Origin of the sequence: Pelagibius sp. Alg239-R121 (assembly GCF_947331435.1) — a bacterium.
Taxonomy (GTDB): Bacteria; Pseudomonadota; Alphaproteobacteria; order Kiloniellales; family Kiloniellaceae; genus Denitrobaculum.
The window spans coordinates 92,222-109,793 of record NZ_CAMZOF010000005.1; the positions used below are offsets into that span (position 1 = coordinate 92,222).

Consider the following 17,572-nt stretch of genomic DNA (forward strand, 5'->3'; position numbering starts at 1 on the left):
CGGGTGAATGTCGCCAGACAGCAGATGAGGCATCGGGGACACCCGGCATCGTATTTCACTGGTGGGTGTTACGCGGTGAGCGTTACCCGATAATCCTCACCCGGTGATCTTCACGCGGTAAATATCATGGAGGAACCGGACGCGCAGCGATGTTTCCGCCGCGGCCTTCATGGGATCGGCACCGTGATGCCGAGACGTTGCGACCAGAGGCTTATTCGGCGGCGCGCAGGTTGGGAAGGCCGACGCCGACCGCAGAGCGTTCACGCATGACCTCGCGGCGGAAGCGATAGAGCTCTGCGGGCCGGCCGCGGCCGCTGGCATCCCGGCGCCCCGTCGGTTCGACCAATTCGCCGGTAAAGAGCATCCGGCGGAAATTCTGTTTATGCAGGCGCACGCCCGCCAGGGCTTCGACCACACGCTGCAGCTGCAGAAGTGTGAAGTCCTTGGGCAGCAGTTCAAAGACCACGGGCCGATAGGCGAGCTTTCCGCGGATCCGGCTGAGCGCAGTTGCCAGGATGCGGCGGTTGTCGAGCGCCAGGGGCGGACTGAGCTGCCGCGCGGTCTCCACTAACTCTGGATCCGGTGGGATGTCGTCGCTGCCATTCAGCAGCTGCAATTGTTGGTGATCCCGGTGAGCCTCGAGCACCAGCCCGACTTCATAGAGCAACTCATAGCGCTCAAGCGTGCGAATGCGGTCGAGCTCGGCGGGCGCCTTCAACCCGAAGCAGACGGAAACGCGCTCCTCACGCTGACTGCGTTGAGATCGGTCCCCGGCTTGCCGGATCCAGCGCCGCAGAGCCGGGCGGATCACCTTTTCGACCACCTTTGGCGTGCCGTCGCGGCAGTCTTCCCAAGGGAGAAAGCGGTACCAGTCCTGCCAGTCGGCCTCGCCACTGCCTGCCACGTCGGATTCGTGGGTCAGCGCCAGATAGGCGATCGATACAACGCGTGGGCCGCCCTGCAACTCCGGCAGATCCCGGTATTGATCACCGAAGGTATAGAGCTGCTCCACATAGCGAAGGTCCAGTCCGGTTTGCTCCTCAACCCAATGCCGCAGACCGAGCTCAAGCGTGCGGTGGCGCGTCGGATCGAACGGGCCAAAGGGCAGGGTATCCGGGCTGTCGACCTGCGAACTTTCAGAGCCGCGCTGCGCCGGGGTCGACAGGGGGTGGCTGAGCCGCCGGACAACAAGGACCCGTGGAACTTCGTCCGTAACGGCAAGAACCACGGCCGTCAGACCGACAACGATGTCCTGCGTTTCCGTCACTCTGCGCCTGTGCTCCCCAGTCCGCGGCCAGTTCCAGCCTTGTCCGCCTCGAAGAGCCGATCATAGGGAATGTCCGTTGTGGGCGCCAATCTCAAGTGGAGGATTTTGGTGCTTTCAATTCCTCTTTCCTCCTGTCGCTCAAAATTGCAGTAAAAAACAACGTATAGAAGTATGGTCTATGACTTTTAAACGGAAATGAAGTAGCTTGTGTGTTACACCCCTAGTGAGAATTACATTCGGCGTAAATTTCACCTTCAATCAACTGACACCATCAATGAGGAACTATGCTTAAAATTCACCATGTACTTGTTATCGTAGCTGCACTCGCAGTGTCTGGCTGTTCCACCTGGTCGACGGCAAAGGTTGAGCCAGCACCGGAAGCTGCCGGTACAACAGCTAAAGATTCAGGGACAAAGGCAGAAGCTAAGGCGGCGCCAGCCGAGAAAACAAATCCGGCAGACATTCTGGTGACCAAGGATGATATCGAGGACCGGCCTTACCGTGTCCTTGGAGACATCAATGTAACGGTCAACAAGACCACCCTGTTCCATCCCGACCCAACGCCTGCCCTGGTCGATGAAGAGTTGCGTGAAGAAGCCGCGGAGCTTGGGGCCGACGCCGTAATCCTGGTGCGCTACGGCACTGTGGGCGTGGGACTTGCTAGCTGGGGCTCGTTGGACGGAAATGGTCGTGCTATTGCGTTTGAAGAGTAAGGTCGCCGTGATCGCGTGCCTGGGCTTGGCGGCCTGCGCGCGATCTGCGCCCGAACTGCCGGCGGACTATGCTTCGGTAAATCCACAGGCAGAGCTTTCGGAGGCGGATTTCGATCAGGCCGACCTCAAAGCGACCTGCGGAGAGATTGCGGCGGAAAAAGCTGGCATCAATAACCGCTATGGCGTTCTCGAGCGCCAGATTACCAGCACGCGGAAAGAGGAACAGACGGCTGGATATCTGTCCGGTGTCCTTTTCCCTCCCGCGGCTTTGGCAATCGACAGAAAAGAAGAGGAAAAGGCGCGATTGGATGAGATGCAGGCGCGTCTCGATAAGTTGGGTGCTTTGTCCCGATTGAAGACTTGCCTCAAGAGCCCATTGCCGGTTGACGCTCAACTCGGGCCGTCACCCGTCCAGTAAAGCGGGACGACACGATCGAGTGTGGTCAGCGCCTGCGGCAAAAAAAAACGGCGGTTCCGTCAGGAACCGCCGTCAAGGGGCACTCTATCCACGTTGCGCTGTTATAGAGTGGCTTTCGTGGATACGGATTTTCTGCCATGCCTGGTGGCGAAACCCAGGCCAGCCAGTGAAAAGCCGAAAAGGGCCAGGGTCGCAGGCTCTGCGACACCCACCGCTTGGGCCGTGATGGAAAAGGTGGTTTGCAGCGTATTGGTCAGGCCTTCGAGAGTCAGGAAGCCGACGCAGCCTATTGCTGCGCCCGCGGTCAGACAGGCATCGTCCGCGAGCTGGCCCAGGCCTTCGCCGTCGATGGTCAGCGTGTAGATGAAGTCTTCGATCTGGAAGACCTGCACCAGCGCCTCCGGATTATTGACGATGAAAATGTCGTCACAGGAAGATGTCGAGACAAAGCCGCAATCGCCGGTGTTGCCGGATTCGAAGAAGCTGATGTCAAACTCCCGCGATCTGATTTCCACCGTCGAATTATCGGGCAGGAACGAGGTTAGTGTGATCTGCGAGAACAAAGTGGCGGAGGTTAAGGTGACACCGGAAATCGGATTATTCTGATGGACCAGACTTGCCCCGTTGACCGACCCGCCGTTGGTCACCACGTTGGGTGGATCGGTGATCGAAGGGTCAACCGAAAGCGATGACGGTCCGACCGATCCATCACCCCAGGACAGGACGGTCGGACTGTTTGCAAGCTCGGGATTTCCCGCCGAAGGGACGACGCCTGCAGGTGAAAAGTCGGTAAACGCCGAATCCACGCGGTAGTTCCATTCGGTAATAAGGGCCGCGTCGGCGCCTGGGATCGTCATTAAGACCAAAGGCAGCGCAGCTGCCAACGCACCCAGGCAGTTTCTGGCAGGTCTGCCTTTACGCAGGGGTGCGAAATTTTTCGCGAGATTAAACATACTGCCTCCTTGCAGCATTTGAGATGTGTCCGACCTGTCTCGAAAGTTCGACAAGGGGAGGCGATGAAACGGCCTCGGAAACCAGCAGACGGCGAAGAATCTTCCCCCCTTCGCAGAGCGCTAAAATGAACCTATGCCTTCAATGCCCCGTGGTTATGTCGCGCGGCCAACACAAAAGGTTCAGAAAATCTTCAATCGAAAGATCCGCTGTAGTGTATTGGCGTAAATTCAAGAAGTATTAGGCTTTTATTCCGAGATAAAATCAATAAACAGAATCGAATATCCGTTAATTAACACAAGAACCATAAATATCATTACTATGACATAAATAATCTTAGGTTCTGCACAATATAGGCGAACATAAAGCGTCATATATTATTCACGGTGGTGGTGTTTGTTTGTAGAAATATGTTTCGTGTCAGGGATCGGTTATTTTAAGGGCGTCAGGCGCTACAGGCCGGATAGAGTTTCATTTGCCTCAAGAAACCTACGCTTTCCGACGGAATTCGGCTGATCTGATAGAAATTTCGTGCCGGGATTTAAGGGCTGCGAAGCGTCTTGACACAAGATTGCCACTGCTGCGGAAAGCCTTGGTTAATAACCGCAATGCAAACTACTTCCCGTTCTGGAAAACACTCTCGACGGCTCGGGTACTGAAGCCACGGCAAGATGGCAGTGTATGAGTTCTCTCCGGCCTTTCCGGTTGGGAGACGGGGTGGAGACCGGAGCATTGGATCGGCGCAAAGGGCGTCATGGGATCAAGAAATGAATTCGAGAGACTCAGAGTAGAAGATGGCAGCAGAGATTGAATGGGTGACCGGGGTCATCAGAGCCGGAAGAAACTTCGCCGAACATGGCGATGAATACGACTTCTCATGCACAATAAATCGCCGGGGCGACTGGGCGGAATTGATCGGCGGCAACGGTCAAGTTACCCCCGAGATCTGGCGGGAAGTGAAGGCCGCCCTGATGGCGCAGGGTGTGACCCATGCCCATTGGGACCGATTGAACAACTCTCCGAGATCGATCGTAGCGACCAATAAGGACCAGATTTCGGTCCAGCCGGAACAGCAGCATGGCCAGGCCCTCAACGCCTGAGCGCGTTCTTGTTCATGGCTTGCCGCATCGCGATGCAGTGTTTCCAAGGAAATGTTGCGGGCAAAAAGGAGGGTGTGCGCTACCGCACACCCCCAAGTTCTACCATCAATTCTATGTTGCTAGCCTGCGTGGGCTTACCTCCGCTTGGCTACTGGCGTGATTGTTTCAGTTAAAATGAAACGTTCAGGTTCCGGATTTAGGCGCCGGCGTTCTGGATCCGCTTAACGGCGTCATCGGTCGACCAAAGTGCATTGGCGACGTAGCGGAAATTGATCAGCGCGGCGAGATAGCCGTCGCCTTCCGGCAACTTTGCGCCCGCGGTCGCGTCACGGACCACGGCGACTTCGTAGCCCTGTTCCAGCAGTTCGTAGAGATGCGCCTGGACGCAGAGGTTGGCCGACATGCCCGCCAGGATGACCTTGCTCACACCCGATTTTCGTAATTGAAGGCTCAGGTCGTTGACCTCTGGTCCGTAGACTTTGTGCGGGCTGGCGATAATGGTCTTGCCGTCGTTGATGTATTCCTTGAACTCGGGCATGAAGTCAGCGCCCGAGCCGTCGAAATCGGTCAGATCGAGCGGACCTTTGCGGTCAAACATGCCGATCGAGTGCATCAGCTTTTCCAGTGGGCCTTCGAACTTCCAGCCATGATCGGTTGGATAGTAATAGTGCGGCGAGATCGCGACCGTCATGCCGGAGTCTTTGGCAGCCTTGAACAAGCGGCCGATATTGGGAACCGTGTTGTGCTCGGTGACGCTTTCCCCCACGACCTTCCAGGTCACGCCCTTCGGACTCAGGAAGTCGATCTGAGGATCAATGACCACCAGTGCCGTGTCGTTCAGGGAGATGGCAACATCGGTTGCGGGCAGCGCGCCTTCTGCCGGATCGGCATAAGCGCTTTTATCGCCGGCCTGGGCTGCGGTTGCGAAGCCGGCGGACGCGGCGACTGCAGTCGCGGCTACGGCGCTTGCTTTCAGCATGTCCCGGCGGCCGAGTTTTTTTTCCTCGTCCGAGTGATGATCGCAGCATGACATTGGGTGTCCTCCTCTTGGTGAAAGTGATACCTCAAAGCTAATGACTGCCAGGTGCCTTTTGGTCGCTAAGCTGTGCCCGATCGTCCAAGCCGGCTTGAATGCAGTCTCAATCTGCTTGATCGTAGAGTGGGGCGTGGCGTGTGACGCAAGATGGCGTCGCCCGGGGGCGCGATCTTTGAGGATTAGCCCTCGGGGGGTTGGACTCTTGGAATAGCCATTCGGAGTTGGGGCTGAGAAAAAAGGGGGCGTCAGGGTGTTGAGTCTGGATCGCGTACTTGACGGGCTGGTCGTGGACGTCGAGCCTTTTGCGCTTTGTGAAGTGCGCGGCGAAGGCAGACTCGAGGTCGGTTGCCAGGATCGGGCGACACTCCATTATGTGATCGCCGGCACAGGTGCGTTTCGTGTCGCCGCCTGGCCGGATATCTCGGCAAAGGCGGGCACGGTCGTCATTATTCCGCCTGCGGTACCGCACCGACTACGTGCCGGCGGACAGGGCGGGGCCGTACTACCGCATTGCATGCCGTTGGAACCGGGTTGGGCGCACCGGAGCGCGGGTGATGGCGAAGAGGGAGTCCTGGTGACCTGCGGCAGGATCCGGGCGAGTTACCGGGATGTTGAGGGCGTCTTTAATTATCTGCATGAACCGATTGTGACCGATCTCGCGCATAATGAGGGGTTAGGTCATGCGCTCACCCAGATTCTCAATGAATTTGCGTCTCCCAGGCCCGGCAGCCGTGCGCTGATCAGGGCCTTGATGCAACAGCTGCTCATCATGCTCCTGCGCGAGCATTGTGTCGGCGGGCAATGTCACATTCCCTGGATGGCGGCGGCTCAGGACGAGCGCCTATGGGCGGCGACCGGCTATATCTTCGGCAACCCCGAAGCCGCCCATTCGCTCGATGCATTGGCGGAGCGCGCCGGAATGAGCCGTTCGAGTTTCGCCGAACGTTTCAAAAACACCTTCGGCCGTGGCCCGATGGATCTGGTGCGCGAACTGCGCCTGGTGCAGGCCGCGCAGCTGCTGACAAATTCGGACATTCCGGTCAAGACGGTGGCGGAACAGGTCGGTTATGACAGCCGAAGCTATTTCAGCCGGGCTTTCCGGGATGCGTTCGGGTTGTCGCCGGCGGACTATCGCTTGCAACAGCAATCTGATGGCGAGTTGTAGCGCTGGCGGTTCATTCAGACGCTTCTGCGTTTCACCGCACGAGAGGAGTTCCGGATTAGGCGCAATCACTCCGGGTGATCCCGTCGGCCCGGTGAACCGACTCCGACCATATGAGTTGTGGCGGATTCGCATGTTTTGACGAAACCAAGTTGTGGTTCCCAGAAAACATGACCCGTTCTAGGCCGCAGTGGCTTCCCGGTTTCCGTTGCGTTTTTGCTGGGCGGCTTCTCTCGAAGCGCGCAGCCAATCGCTTGTGCGGAGAAAGCGCCAGACGGATGCTGGCGGAATATTCAGGCGCGCGCGCGAAACTTTTTGTGCACGCAATCCCAATGCTGCAAGCCGTCTTTGCGAGACCGGTGATACCGGTCCATAGGTAAACTGAATGAAGTCGCCGTCCCGGCCAACCAACCGGAAGCTTTCTTCTAATAGCGTTTCCTGAAACTCGGGTGGCATCGAGAGCAGCGGCAGACCGGAGACAATTGAGCCCACATCGCCACGATATTCAACGCCAAGTGTTTTCAGTGCTTTCACGGCGTCCATATTGAGAATCCGCACTTGCGGAAAGCGTGCCGCCAGTACCCGGTAAAGCCGACGGTCGCGTTCGATGACAACGAGCTGCTCAGGAGGAAGACCGCTGTCCAACAGGGCCTGTGTGATGCTCCCGGTCCCGCCGCCTAGTTCGATGACGAGACGGCCGGATTCGCTGTCGCTGGCTTTCGCCATGGCCCTTGCCAATTCACGACCGCTCGGCATGACCGCGCCGATTGCAAAGGGGTTGCGCAACCATTGTCGAAAGAACACCCAGTTCGCCTTGTTGCGGCTCCGTTTCATATCGCTTTGCGTTCCATCTTGATGACGGGCTTCGAGGCCGGCGAAGTCGCGTACGGCGGCGAAGGTTTGCGGAAATTTTAGTCGTTGTAGAAACAAATCAATGGCCCAGTGCTGCAAATTCCGAGCTGCGAATCGCATTGTATCCAATGTCTTAAGTTGAATCATGCTTCGGGTGCAAAAGTCCAGTGCTGGTTTTGTGGCGGCCTAGTTACTGATTGTTGAATGTGGGTTTGGTGCTTGGTTTTACAAGCGGGTCCAATGGCTGAAGACCTGAGTCTAATATGTGGCCCGGCCGCCTGACAGATCGAATACGGCACCGCTATTAAAACTGCAGGCGGTCGAGCAGAGCCACAACACCAGCTCTGCGGCTTCGTCGGATTCTCCAAGCCGTTTCATCGGCGATTTGTCGATCATGGTCTGCACATGTTCCGGAGTCATTTGATCCAGGATCGCTGTACGAATGGCTGCCGGGGCAATGCAGTTGACCCGAATATCGGTGCCCGCAAGCTCCTTACCCAGTGATTTTGTGAACGCCATCACGCCCGCTTTGGCTGCGCTGTAGGCGGAGGCGTTGGGGGTGCCTTCTTTTCCTGCGAGCGAGGCCATGTTCACAATCCGTCCAAAGCCCTGATTTTGCATCACAGGCACGACCGCGCGGCAGATCTTGAAGGTCCCGACCAGGTTCACGTCGATTACGGCCTGCCATTTGTCTGCGGAGTAGGCGGCCACAGGGACGGTGGGGCCTGAAAAACCGGCATTGTGGCTGAGGAAATCGATACGGCCATGACGGGAAAGCGTCTGGGCAACGGCCGTTTCTATTGCAGTTAAATCCGTGACGTCGACATCGTAGAAATCATGTTCGAAGCCCAGGGCTTCAGGTTCCTCCAGGTCCCACACGACCACCGTTGCACCGGCGTTATGGAGTTTCCTGGCGATCGCGGCACCGATGCCGTTTGCACCTCCGGTGACCACTGCGACACGGCCTTCAAATCCGTAGCTCACGTCTGGCATCTGCGTCATCCGTCTAACGAATGAACTGCTGAACGTAGTCGGCGCCCAGACCGACCTCTTCATAGTGCGCACGGCACATGTCGATTTTGGTGAAGACGTCTTCGTATCCGAGATGTTTGCCGTAAGGGTCGACGTAATACATCACGCCGTTGACCTGAAAAAAGGTGATCATCTCTTCAACATCGTCGGGCACGATCAGGGTGTGCGTTTCACCCGGCGGCTCGTAGACGTAGCTGCCTTCCCGGGCCTCCCAGTCGTGTTCAAGATAATGCCAGCGGCCTTTCAGGACGAAACCATGTACAGCGTTGGCATGACGGTGGCGCGACAGTACACCGGATTTTCTGACCTTCAGTAAAGTCACCCAGTAGCCCTGGGACACATTGAGGCAAAGCGGCCGGAAATAGACGTTCTCGGCCTGCTTTACCCAAAGCCGTTCGTCCTCTGAATTTGCATCGGGAACGATGATCTCGGGCAGGGCGTCCGGCGGCATGGGCAATTGGTAGGGTATGCGTGCTGTTTCATCTTTTTCGGCAAGAGGCATGGGTTCGGTCTCTCTATTCAAAATGATTTTTTTTTGGGCGGGCGGACTTTCTTTCCCGACCGGACGGTCACATTGCGGCGTAGCCACCATCAACGTTCAGCAAAGTACCGGTAATGTAGGATGCGGCATCACCCGCCAGAAACAGCGCGGGTCCGATCAATTCTTCCGGCTTGCCCCAGCGCGCCATCGGCGTGCGTCCCATGATGGCGGCATTGCGTTCTTCGTCGCCTCGAAGGTCGTGAGTGAGCGGCGTGGCGATCCAGCCGGGGGCCAGGGCGTTTACCCGGATCGAGTCCTTCGCATAGGCGATCGCGAGCGACTTGGTGAGCTGGGCAATACCGCCTTTGGACGCGGCATATCCGGGCACCAGGCCACCGCCAAAGTAACTAAGCATCGATGCGATGTTGATGATGCAGCCTTGGCTCTCGGCAAGTTTCGTCCGGGATTCGGCGCAAACCCGCATCGCACCGTTCAGGTTGATGTTGACGACCGAAGAGAAAACCTCCGGATCAAGTTCCTCGCCGCGGCGAATTACCCCTGCCGCGTTGATCACGACATCAAGCCGTTCGCAACCGGATATCAGTTGTTCTATCGAATTCTGGTCGCAGACATCGAGGCTGTGAAACGTGATGCTCTCGGTTCCGTCGGGCAAGTCACCAAGACCTGCTGCCGCAACCTTGTAGCCGGCCTGTGCAAAACCTTGCGCCAGCGCCAGACCGATTCCGCTGGTCCCACCGGTGACAAATGCTGTGCGGCGTTTCTGAAGCTTGTGATCGTTGCTGGACATGCTGTGCTTTTGTTGTTCAAATTGTCCAATATATGGACATACGTCTAATTTATGATAAGTTGAAAGAATGCCTGCCTTTTGTCAATGAGTTCAGGCGGCACAGTCCTGCCTTTTTCGAAAACTGTATTGAATCGCTCCAGTACGTCGGCGGATGGAAGTCTTGACGGTGAACAATAGAATTCTTGGGACGCAGAGTTTTTCACGGAGCATCGCTGTCCTGCAGTTGATCTCCGAGCGGGACTCGCCGTCCGTATCCGACCTCCTGAAGCTGTGCGATCTGACGCGCCCGACGCTCTACCGCATTCTGGCGTCTCTGGAAGCAGAAGGGCTGATCCAGCAGACGAGCGATAAACGCTATAGGCTCGGAGCCCGTTTGGTTGGACTGGCGCACAAGGCGCTTGCCCAGATGGATTTGCGAAGTCTGGCCCGTCCATCGCTAGAGATGCTTCGGGACGACACCGGTGAAACGGTGCATCTGGCGGTCCGGAACCGCGAGCAGATGATCTACATCGACAAGATCGAAAGCCGCGAAGTCGTGCGCATGGCATCAACGATCGGAACGCCGGTTCCGTTTCATTCCAGCTCGGTCGGCAAAGCCTATCTTTCCGCAATGCCGCATGAAGACGCCCTTGCCCTTCTGGATCGGCTCCCGCTTGATGCGGTGACGGATCAAACGAACACCGATCGTGATCGTCTAAAGCGTTTCATGATCAGGGCAGATGAATTGGGCTATGCCTACGACGATCAGGAGAACGAAAAGGATATCGTTTGTTTCGGGGCGGCTATCAGGGATGTTTCCGGTGGGCCGGTCGCTGCGGTGAGCGTTTCAGTCCCTCTCTTCCGCCTGCGCGATGATCGTCGTTTTTATTGGCGGGCGTTGTTGCGCCATACAGCCGAGATTTCGGCACGGTTAGGTTATTCAGATCTACTTGGTGACGTTCGAATGGGATCTTGAATCTTCGGAGCACTTACGGAATGCTCCCGCGTTCATCAAGACGCTTAGCCACGCGAATCCAACCACCTGCAAGGTCTGAGAAATGATCACTGTCTACGGCATCAAGAATTGCGATACCTGTCGAAACGCCTTGAAGGCGCTCAAGGAGCAAGGGCGTGAGCATAGCTTTCACGACCTGCGTGTCGATGGATTGCGCGAAGAATCCGTAGTCCAGTGGCTGGACGCCGCCGGATGGGAAAAACTTCTGAATCGGCGTGGCACCACGTGGCGCAAGCTGCCGGAAGCCGAGCGCGAGAACCTCGACGAGCTAAAAATAAAGCGCCTGTTGCTGGACAATCCCACGCTGATCAAGCGCCCGGTCTTTGAGTTGGCCGGTGAGGTGGTTGTCGGCTTTGATGCCGCCGCGAAGGCGCGTCTGGATGAACTCACTGCCGATTAACGCACCTCGGGTTCAATCGTCCGATGAAACTGATCCGACCGTCTGACTGGAAGACCACGCCCTGGAGATCCGGCCACGGTGAAACCGCTGAAATCGCGGTTTTTCCGGCAGATACGGATCTGGCGGTGGGCGACTTTGACTGGCGGGTCAGCCTTGCGAGCATGAGCGAAGACGCCGGCTTTTCCGCCTTTCCCGGTTTCGGCCGTATTCTCACTGTCGTTGAGGGCAAGGGGCTTGAGCTTGATGCGCGCCCAGCGGGAACCTGCGATCGTGTAGTGCCTCACGCACCGACCTATTTCCCCGGGGAACGCACTCTGACAGGGCGTCTGAGTGACGGTCCGGTCAAGAACCTGAACCTGATGTTCGCGCGGCACAGGCTGCGTGGCTCCGTACGCTTGTGCGAGTCCAATCCGGCCGGCATGACGCTGTCAGGTTCGGCAACGGCTCTGCTGATCTTGTCCTTGGAAGAAACGACGGTGCAGGTGTCTGATAGGGTCGAAGGCCGCAGGTATGAACTGGGCGCAATGGACGCTTTGTTGCAATGCAGTACGTCCAACAGTCTATTTGAACTGAGATGTGCGGGCAGAGAACCCTGCCGGTTTGTTCTTATTGAAATCGCTGGCTTGAATGGCTGAAGCTGTAGGAAGTACAGAGCCCGACCAAGCCTGTTTAATGGATCGTCAGCGCTAATATACTGGTGCAATGAGGCCTGTGGCCTGCAGTTAAGCGCGCTCCAGGCCTTACCCGTATCTTTCTTGCCGGTCAGGCATCAGTATCAAGTGTTTCGCGCGTCGGCAATTTGTGACTGACCGTTCGGTAATTTAGTTTATCGCAAAATAATTGTGCAGGTGCGAAAAGCTTGTTGCAGCCTTGTTACGTCTTGTACTAGATTGTGTTTCGAAAATTACACTACATAAAAGATTTTGATAATAATCTTTCGTTTTTTGTGAGGGTGCAGCGGAAGCTGCCAGAACGGTGGATGAGACTATGCTCGAGAAGCACGGCTACTACATGGAAGATCTGACCGTCGGCATGACGGCGGTGTTCGCGAAAACGGTGACTGACGCTGATATTGTGATGTTTGCAGGGGTTTCCGGAGACACCAATCCTGTACATCTGGACGAGAGTTTTGCCACGCAGACCATGTTCGGTGATCGTATCGCCCATGGGATGTTGTCGGCGAGTTTCGTGTCCACGGTTTTCGGCACCAAGCTTCCCGGGCCCGGTTGTATATACATGAGCCAAAACCTGCGCTTCAAAGCTGCGGTCAAATCAGGCGATACGGTCACGGCACGAGTGACCATTCGTGAAATCATCGGCGAAAAAAACCGCGTCGTCTTCGATACGGTCTGCAGTGTCGGCGACAAGGTCGTTATTGACGGCGATGCCATGCTGATGGTGAGCCGCAAGGCGGCGTAGCGCGCCGCCTAATATCCGAATTCAAGTTAGGGTCTGTCTGCAGCAATAGCGGCCAGTACTTTGCGCCAATCTGGCTTTCCCTAGCGGTTAAGGGGAGTTCGCCTCTAGGGAGGACCCGAGGGTCTTGTCCCCAGAGCCTGGTTCGCCTTCAAGCTTTCTCCAAGGAAGAGCTGCCTACCCAAAGCCCCTTTCGCCGCGCTATGGTCGGCCGGAGGTTCGCGGTGATCGGCGAATCTTCGGACGGATCAGGGTTAAATCTAGATCCGTTCGGCTAAATCAGTGGCGGTTTCGGTGGGTTTATGGCAATCCGGGGCGGTAACCGGAGGCGGGCAAGGCGAATGACGATATTTCACAGTTCCAGCAGTGTTCCGGCAGAGGCTCGTGGTGCGGTTGTCGCGATCGGGAACTTTGACGGCGTGCATCTGGGACATCAGGCGGTTTTGGCGCAGGCGCGGGCGATTGCCGATCGGCTGGACACGTCGCTTGCCGTTCTGACCTTCGAGCCGCACCCGCGCTCTGTCTTCAAACCGGACTTGCCGACTTTTCGCCTCACCCCCTTGCCGGCCAAGGTCGAGGCCCTAAAATCCGTCGGGGTCGATCATGTCTTCGTGTTGGATTTTACCCCGGATTTCTCGAAACGCAGCGCCGAGGATTTTATGACCGGCGTGCTGCAGAGCGACTTGGGCGCGCGCCATATCGTGGTCGGTTGGGATTTCTGTTTTGGTCATAAACGCGGTGGTGATGCGGCTTTGCTGACCCGGCGCGGCGCCGATCTCGGCTTTGGAGTCACCGTGACCGAGGCGGTCAAGACCGGCGATCAGCAGGTTTATTCTTCGTCCCGGATCCGCGAATGCCTTCTGGCAGGTGATCTTTCGGGGGCTGCGGCCTTGCTTGGCCGACCCTGGGAAGTCGACGGTATGGTTCTGCATGGCGACAAGCGGGGGCGGACGATCGGCGTGCCGACCGCGAACCTTTCCATGGAGGCCTATATGCACCCCAACCTGGGCGTCTACGCCGTCCGGGCCGGCATGAAGGGCGGGGACGACGGAAGTGGTATATACAACTGGGTCGATGGGGTCGCGAACCTTGGGCGGCGGCCGACGGTCGAGGGCAGCAGGGTCCAACTCGAGGTTCATCTCTTCGATTTTGACGAAGATCTCTACGGGCGCTTCCTGCGGGTTCAGCTCATCGAATTTCTGCGCGGGGAAAAGAAGTTTGACGGCCTGGACAGTTTAAAGGCACAAATCACCTCCGACTGCGAACAGGCGCGCCGCATTCTGGCGGTTTATCCAGCTTAAATCCTGGAAAAGCCCGGTTTGCCGCCCGAGCAGGCAGGTTAATTTCGATGATGCAACATGGAAGAGTCTCGCGATGAGCGTTGACTACAAATCAACTGTATTTCTTCCGCGCACGGATTTCCCGATGCGCGCCGGCTTGCCGCAGCGTGAGCCTGAAATTCTTGCGCGCTGGGAGGAAATCGGCCTCTTCAAGCGGCTGCGCGAGGACTCGAAAGGCCGCGAGAAGTTCATTCTTCACGACGGGCCACCCTATGCCAACGGTCACCTGCACATGGGGCATGCGCTCAATAAAGTGCTGAAGGACGTGGTCAACCGTTCTCAACAAATGTTGGGTAAGGACGCGCACTACGTCCCGGGTTGGGACTGTCACGGACTGCCGATCGAATGGAAGATCGAGGAAGGCTATCGGGCGCGGGGGCAGGACAAGGACGAGGTTCCGGTCGTCGAGTTCCGCCGCGAATGCCGGGAATTCGCCGAAAAATGGGTCAAGATTCAGACCGAGGAGTTTAAACGCCTCGGGGTCGAAGGGGACTGGGAACGCCCCTACACGACCATGAGCTTCGATGCCGAAGCCCGGATCGTGCGCGAGATCGGCAAGTTTTTGCTGAATGGCGGCCTCTATGCCGGTGCCAAACCGGTGCTCTGGTCCGTGGTCGAGAAAACCGCTCTCGCGGACGCCGAGGTCGAGTATCACGATCACAAGTCGCCGACTATCTGGGTCCGTTTCCCGGTCGTAGAAGGCCCCGATGTCCTGAAGGGCGCCGCCGTGGTGATCTGGACCACGACCCCCTGGACGATCCCCGGCAACCGCGCGGTCGCCTGTGGACCGGATTTCGATTACATCGGCATCGAGGTCAAGGCTGTCGGCGAGAACAGCCGCGCCAAGGTTGGCGAGAAACTGCTGCTGGCCAAAGAACTTTATGACGCTTTTGCCGAAAAGTGCGAGATCACCGAGCACGAAGTCTTCTGGCAGGGCGTCGGCTCCGAACTCCTGGGGTTGCGCTGCGATCATCCGCTGGCTGCTGCCGGTTACGATGCCGGTGCGCCGGTTCTCAACGGCGACTTCGTCACGACAGAGGCAGGCACCGGTTTCGTGCACATTGCGCCGGGACACGGTGCCGATGACTTTGAGCTCGGCAAGGCGAACGGTCTGGAAATTCCACAGACCGTCGATGCGGACGGCAGCTTCTTCGCGCATGTTCCGCTCTTCGCCGGCACGGTTGTCTATACAAGTGAAGGCAAGGAAGGCGACGCCAACGGCAAGGTGATCGGCGCTCTGATGGAGGCCGGCTCGCTGATCGCAAAGGGCAGTCTGCGCCACAGCTATCCGCATTCCTGGCGATCAAAGGCGCCCCTGATCTTCCGGAATACGCCGCAGTGGTTCATTTCGATGGACACCAACAACCTGCAGAAGAATGCGGTTGAGGCGATCGAATCCACCAGCTTCGTACCGGCATCCGGCCGTACCCGGCTGCTGTCGATGGTGGCGGACCGTCCCGACTGGTGTGTGTCCCGCCAGCGGCTTTGGGGTGTACCGCTGCCGATCTTCGTCGAAAAGGCGACGGGAGAACCGCTGCGCGATGCCGCCGTTATCGAACGCGTGGCCGAGGCTTTTGCGCTGGAAGGCGGCGACGCCTGGTTCAACAGCGATCCTTCGCGTTTCCTGGGTGACGATTACAAGATCGAGGACTACGAGCAGATCACCGACGTGGTCGAAGTCTGGTTCGATTCAGGCTGTACCCATAGTTTCGTGCTGGAAGCCCGGCCGGAGCTGCAATGGCCGGCATCGCTTTATCTGGAGGGCTCCGATCAGCATCGCGGCTGGTTCCAGTCGTCGCTGCTGGAATCCTCAGGCACCCGGGGCCGCGCGCCCTATGATGCGGTCCTCACTCACGGCTTCCTGCTGGACGAGAAGGGCCGCAAGATGTCCAAGTCCCTTGGGAACGGCGTCGAACCGCAGGATGTTATGAACGAGAGCGGTGCCGACATCATCCGCCTCTGGGTCGTGGCGTCCGACTACACCGCAGATCTGCGGGTCGGTCCGAAGATCCTTCGCTATCAGGTGGATGCCTATCGCCGCCTGCGCAACACCCTGCGCTTCATGTTGGGTGCGCTGGAAGGATTTTCAGAGGAAGAGCGCCTTCCGGCCGAACAGATGCCGGAGCTGGAGCGCTGGGTGCAGCATAGGCTACAGGAACTGGATGTCGTGGTGCGCAAGGGCTGCACTGAGTTCGATTTCCATAACATCTATAAGAACCTGCATAATTTCTGCGCCGTCGATCTCTCGGCCTTCTACTTCGATATCCGCAAGGACGCTCTCTACTGTGACCGCTCGGACGCCCTGCGGCGGCGGGCGTGCCGGACAGTGATCGATCAAGCCTTTAACTGTCTGGTGACCTGGCTGGCGCCGATCCTCTGCTTTACGGCCGAAGAAGCCTGGTTGGCGCGCGGCACCGGGCCGGAAGAAAGTGTTCACTTGCGGCTGTTCCCTGAGGTTCCCGCCGAGTGGCATGATGCGGCCCTGGCGCAGAAATGGTCTGCGGTTCGCGAGGTCCGCCGCGTGGTGACCGGTGCGATTGAACTGGAACGCGCTGGTAAGCGCATCGGATCCAGCCTTCAGGCAAAACCCGTCGTGACAATTGACCGCCCGGAGCTGATGGAAGCCGTACGCGGCGTCGACATGATGGATGTCGCCATCACGTCGGACCTGACTCTGGTGGAAGGAACGCCGGCGGATGGCGCCTTTACTCTGGATGAGGTGTCCGGCGTGGGTGTCAGTGTGGAGATGGCTGAAGGCGAGAAGTGCGAGCGCTGCTGGAAAACGCTTCCCGAAGTCGGGACATTTGAGGGGGCGCCGGGCACCTGTGGCCGCTGCGCCGATGCCGTGCAGCACTATGGCGCTGCAGCTCAATAAAACGACGGTTGGATAGCGCCTGATGTACAAGCTTACCGCCGTCTTGGCCACGATAGTGGTCGTCCTGGATCAGCTCACCAAGTGGTTGATCCTGGAGGTCGTTATGCAGCCGGTGCAGACCTTTGAGATCACAGGCTTTTTCAATATCGTTCTGGCGTTCAACCGGGGGGTAAGCTTCGGCCTGTTCGGAAACGACACGACCTGGATGCCCTATGTGTTGAGCGCGGTGGCTGCCGCAATCGTTGTCGGACTGCTGATCTGGCTGCGCGGACAGGACCACAGGATCAACGCCGTTGCCGTCGGACTGGTGGTCGGCGGGGCGATCGGGAATGTGATCGACCGGATTCGCATTGGCGTTGTGGTCGACTTTCTGGACTTTCATTTTGCCGGATGGCACTGGCCGGCCTTCAATGTCGCGGATATGGCCATTACCCTGGGTGTAGCCGTCTTGATGTTTGCTAGCTTGTTTGGTTACGTCAGTGAGGGTAAAAGGTAAGGGCTAGAGTGCGATTGTTCTTGATGTAAACGGTCACGAACGTAAATCGCCCTCTCACTATATGAAGGTGAGGCTGATTGACGTTTTCCACTGGTTCAGTGAAAAACGATCAGACTCTAGAGCAAACGACGCACAATCTGCTTTGGTTGTCTGGCGGTCATTTGCTCTACATTGATGGGTTGGAGCATCTTAACTGCGTCAGGTTTGATGCAGGAAGCTCTAGCGGGAGGA

At 57.6% G+C, this 17,572-nt stretch carries 18 protein-coding genes; 11 read left to right on the plus strand and 7 right to left on the minus strand.

The features are described 5' to 3' along the window. Window positions 1-211: 211 nt before the first annotated feature. On the minus strand, window positions 212-1,267 hold the full coding sequence (locus QMZ18_RS16795) for an NAD regulator (RefSeq protein WP_282607481.1): 1,056 nt from the start codon (window positions 1,265-1,267) through the stop codon (window positions 212-214). A 284-nt stretch (window positions 1,268-1,551) separates the two neighbouring features. Between QMZ18_RS16795 and QMZ18_RS16800 the strand changes: the two genes are divergently transcribed. Together QMZ18_RS16800 and QMZ18_RS16805 are read left to right on the plus strand one after the other, a co-directional pair. Further along, on the plus strand, window positions 1,552-1,980 hold the full coding sequence (locus tag QMZ18_RS16800; RefSeq protein WP_282607482.1) for a hypothetical protein: 429 nt from the start codon (window positions 1,552-1,554) through the stop codon (window positions 1,978-1,980). Continuing rightward, window positions 1,958-2,398 (plus strand): hypothetical protein, encoded by a 441-nt coding sequence (locus QMZ18_RS16805; protein WP_282607483.1) that lies wholly within the window; start codon window positions 1,958-1,960, stop codon window positions 2,396-2,398. The genes QMZ18_RS16800 and QMZ18_RS16805 overlap by 23 nt, the downstream gene beginning before the upstream one ends. Window positions 2,399-2,499: 101 nt before the next feature. On the opposite strand, the gene QMZ18_RS16810 is transcribed toward QMZ18_RS16805, so the two are convergent. After that, a complete protein-coding gene (locus QMZ18_RS16810; RefSeq protein ID WP_282607484.1) occupies window positions 2,500-3,351 on the minus strand; it encodes a THxN family PEP-CTERM protein in 852 nt (283 codons plus the stop codon). 792 nt (window positions 3,352-4,143) lie between these two features. Here QMZ18_RS16810 and QMZ18_RS16815 point away from each other — a divergent pair. Then, window positions 4,144-4,449: a hypothetical protein gene (locus QMZ18_RS16815; protein ID WP_282607485.1), complete on the plus strand. Its 306-nt coding sequence runs from the start codon at window positions 4,144-4,146 to the stop codon at window positions 4,447-4,449. 196 nt (window positions 4,450-4,645) lie between these two features. Here the strand turns inward: QMZ18_RS16815 and QMZ18_RS16820 are convergent, their stop codons facing one another. Continuing rightward, entirely contained in the window at window positions 4,646-5,482 is an 837-nt protein-coding gene (locus tag QMZ18_RS16820) for a cysteine hydrolase (RefSeq protein WP_282607486.1), read from the minus strand. Between the two features lie 253 nt (window positions 5,483-5,735). On the opposite strand from QMZ18_RS16820, the gene QMZ18_RS16825 reads away from it, so the two are divergent. Beyond that, complete coding sequence (locus tag QMZ18_RS16825) at window positions 5,736-6,650, plus strand: AraC family transcriptional regulator (RefSeq protein WP_282607487.1); 915 nt, start codon at window positions 5,736-5,738, stop codon at window positions 6,648-6,650. A 177-nt stretch (window positions 6,651-6,827) separates the two neighbouring features. Here the strand turns inward: QMZ18_RS16825 and QMZ18_RS16830 are convergent, their stop codons facing one another. From QMZ18_RS16830 to QMZ18_RS16845, 4 genes are all read right to left on the minus strand, one after another. Continuing rightward, entirely contained in the window at window positions 6,828-7,619 is a 792-nt protein-coding gene (locus QMZ18_RS16830; protein WP_282607488.1) for a class I SAM-dependent methyltransferase, read from the minus strand. Between the two features lie 138 nt (window positions 7,620-7,757). After that, window positions 7,758-8,492 carry an SDR family NAD(P)-dependent oxidoreductase gene (locus tag QMZ18_RS16835; RefSeq protein WP_282607489.1) on the minus strand — a complete coding sequence of 245 codons (735 nt, stop codon included), beginning with the start codon at window positions 8,490-8,492 and terminating at the stop codon, window positions 7,758-7,760. Between the two features lie 13 nt (window positions 8,493-8,505). Beyond that, window positions 8,506-9,033: a 2,4'-dihydroxyacetophenone dioxygenase family protein gene (locus QMZ18_RS16840; RefSeq protein ID WP_282607490.1), complete on the minus strand. Its 528-nt coding sequence runs from the start codon at window positions 9,031-9,033 to the stop codon at window positions 8,506-8,508. Window positions 9,034-9,100: 67 nt separating this feature from the next. Next, window positions 9,101-9,820: an SDR family NAD(P)-dependent oxidoreductase gene (locus tag QMZ18_RS16845; RefSeq protein ID WP_282607491.1), complete on the minus strand. Its 720-nt coding sequence runs from the start codon at window positions 9,818-9,820 to the stop codon at window positions 9,101-9,103. 166 nt (window positions 9,821-9,986) lie between these two features. On the opposite strand from QMZ18_RS16845, the gene QMZ18_RS16850 reads away from it, so the two are divergent. From QMZ18_RS16850 to lspA, 7 genes are all read left to right on the plus strand, one after another. Further along, the gene (locus QMZ18_RS16850; RefSeq protein WP_282607492.1) at window positions 9,987-10,775 is read left to right on the plus strand and encodes an IclR family transcriptional regulator; all 789 of its coding nucleotides are present in this window, start codon (window positions 9,987-9,989) and stop codon (window positions 10,773-10,775) included. Between the two features lie 82 nt (window positions 10,776-10,857). Continuing rightward, on the plus strand, window positions 10,858-11,214 hold the full coding sequence (locus QMZ18_RS16855) for an arsenate reductase (protein WP_282607493.1): 357 nt from the start codon (window positions 10,858-10,860) through the stop codon (window positions 11,212-11,214). Between the two features lie 23 nt (window positions 11,215-11,237). Further along, complete coding sequence (locus QMZ18_RS16860) at window positions 11,238-11,849, plus strand: HutD family protein (protein WP_282607494.1); 612 nt, start codon at window positions 11,238-11,240, stop codon at window positions 11,847-11,849. A gap of 352 nt (window positions 11,850-12,201) precedes the next feature. Further along, entirely contained in the window at window positions 12,202-12,633 is a 432-nt protein-coding gene (locus QMZ18_RS16865) for a MaoC family dehydratase (RefSeq protein WP_282607495.1), read from the plus strand. Window positions 12,634-12,971: 338 nt separating this feature from the next. After that, window positions 12,972-13,931 carry a bifunctional riboflavin kinase/FAD synthetase gene (locus QMZ18_RS16870; protein WP_282607496.1) on the plus strand — a complete coding sequence of 320 codons (960 nt, stop codon included), beginning with the start codon at window positions 12,972-12,974 and terminating at the stop codon, window positions 13,929-13,931. A gap of 73 nt (window positions 13,932-14,004) precedes the next feature. After that, the gene (ileS, locus tag QMZ18_RS16875) at window positions 14,005-16,845 is read left to right on the plus strand and encodes an isoleucine--tRNA ligase (protein ID WP_282607497.1); all 2,841 of its coding nucleotides are present in this window, start codon (window positions 14,005-14,007) and stop codon (window positions 16,843-16,845) included. Window positions 16,846-16,867: 22 nt separating this feature from the next. Continuing rightward, a complete protein-coding gene (lspA, locus tag QMZ18_RS16880) occupies window positions 16,868-17,341 on the plus strand; it encodes a signal peptidase II (RefSeq protein ID WP_282607498.1) in 474 nt (157 codons plus the stop codon). The last annotated feature ends 231 nt before the right edge of the window (window positions 17,342-17,572 follow it).

Coding starts and splice junctions, on each gene's coding strand:
- QMZ18_RS16800 (WP_282607482.1), top strand. CDS start 1,552: ATGCTTAAAATTCACCATGTACTTGTTATCGTAGCTGCACTCGCAGTG.
- QMZ18_RS16810 (WP_282607484.1), bottom strand. CDS start 3,351: ATGTTTAATCTCGCGAAAAATTTCGCACCCCTGCGTAAAGGCAGACCT.
- QMZ18_RS16815 (WP_282607485.1), top strand. CDS start 4,144: ATGGCAGCAGAGATTGAATGGGTGACCGGGGTCATCAGAGCCGGAAGA.
- QMZ18_RS16820 (WP_282607486.1), bottom strand. CDS start 5,482: ATGTCATGCTGCGATCATCACTCGGACGAGGAAAAAAAACTCGGCCGC.
- QMZ18_RS16830 (WP_282607488.1), bottom strand. CDS start 7,619: ATGCGATTCGCAGCTCGGAATTTGCAGCACTGGGCCATTGATTTGTTT.
- QMZ18_RS16835 (WP_282607489.1), bottom strand. CDS start 8,492: ATGCCAGACGTGAGCTACGGATTTGAAGGCCGTGTCGCAGTGGTCACC.
- QMZ18_RS16840 (WP_282607490.1), bottom strand. CDS start 9,033: ATGCCTCTTGCCGAAAAAGATGAAACAGCACGCATACCCTACCAATTG.
- QMZ18_RS16845 (WP_282607491.1), bottom strand. CDS start 9,820: ATGTCCAGCAACGATCACAAGCTTCAGAAACGCCGCACAGCATTTGTC.
- QMZ18_RS16855 (WP_282607493.1), top strand. CDS start 10,858: ATGATCACTGTCTACGGCATCAAGAATTGCGATACCTGTCGAAACGCC.
- QMZ18_RS16860 (WP_282607494.1), top strand. CDS start 11,238: ATGAAACTGATCCGACCGTCTGACTGGAAGACCACGCCCTGGAGATCC.
- QMZ18_RS16865 (WP_282607495.1), top strand. CDS start 12,202: ATGCTCGAGAAGCACGGCTACTACATGGAAGATCTGACCGTCGGCATG.
- QMZ18_RS16870 (WP_282607496.1), top strand. CDS start 12,972: ATGACGATATTTCACAGTTCCAGCAGTGTTCCGGCAGAGGCTCGTGGT.
- ileS (WP_282607497.1), top strand. CDS start 14,005: ATGAGCGTTGACTACAAATCAACTGTATTTCTTCCGCGCACGGATTTC.
- lspA (WP_282607498.1), top strand. CDS start 16,868: ATGTACAAGCTTACCGCCGTCTTGGCCACGATAGTGGTCGTCCTGGAT.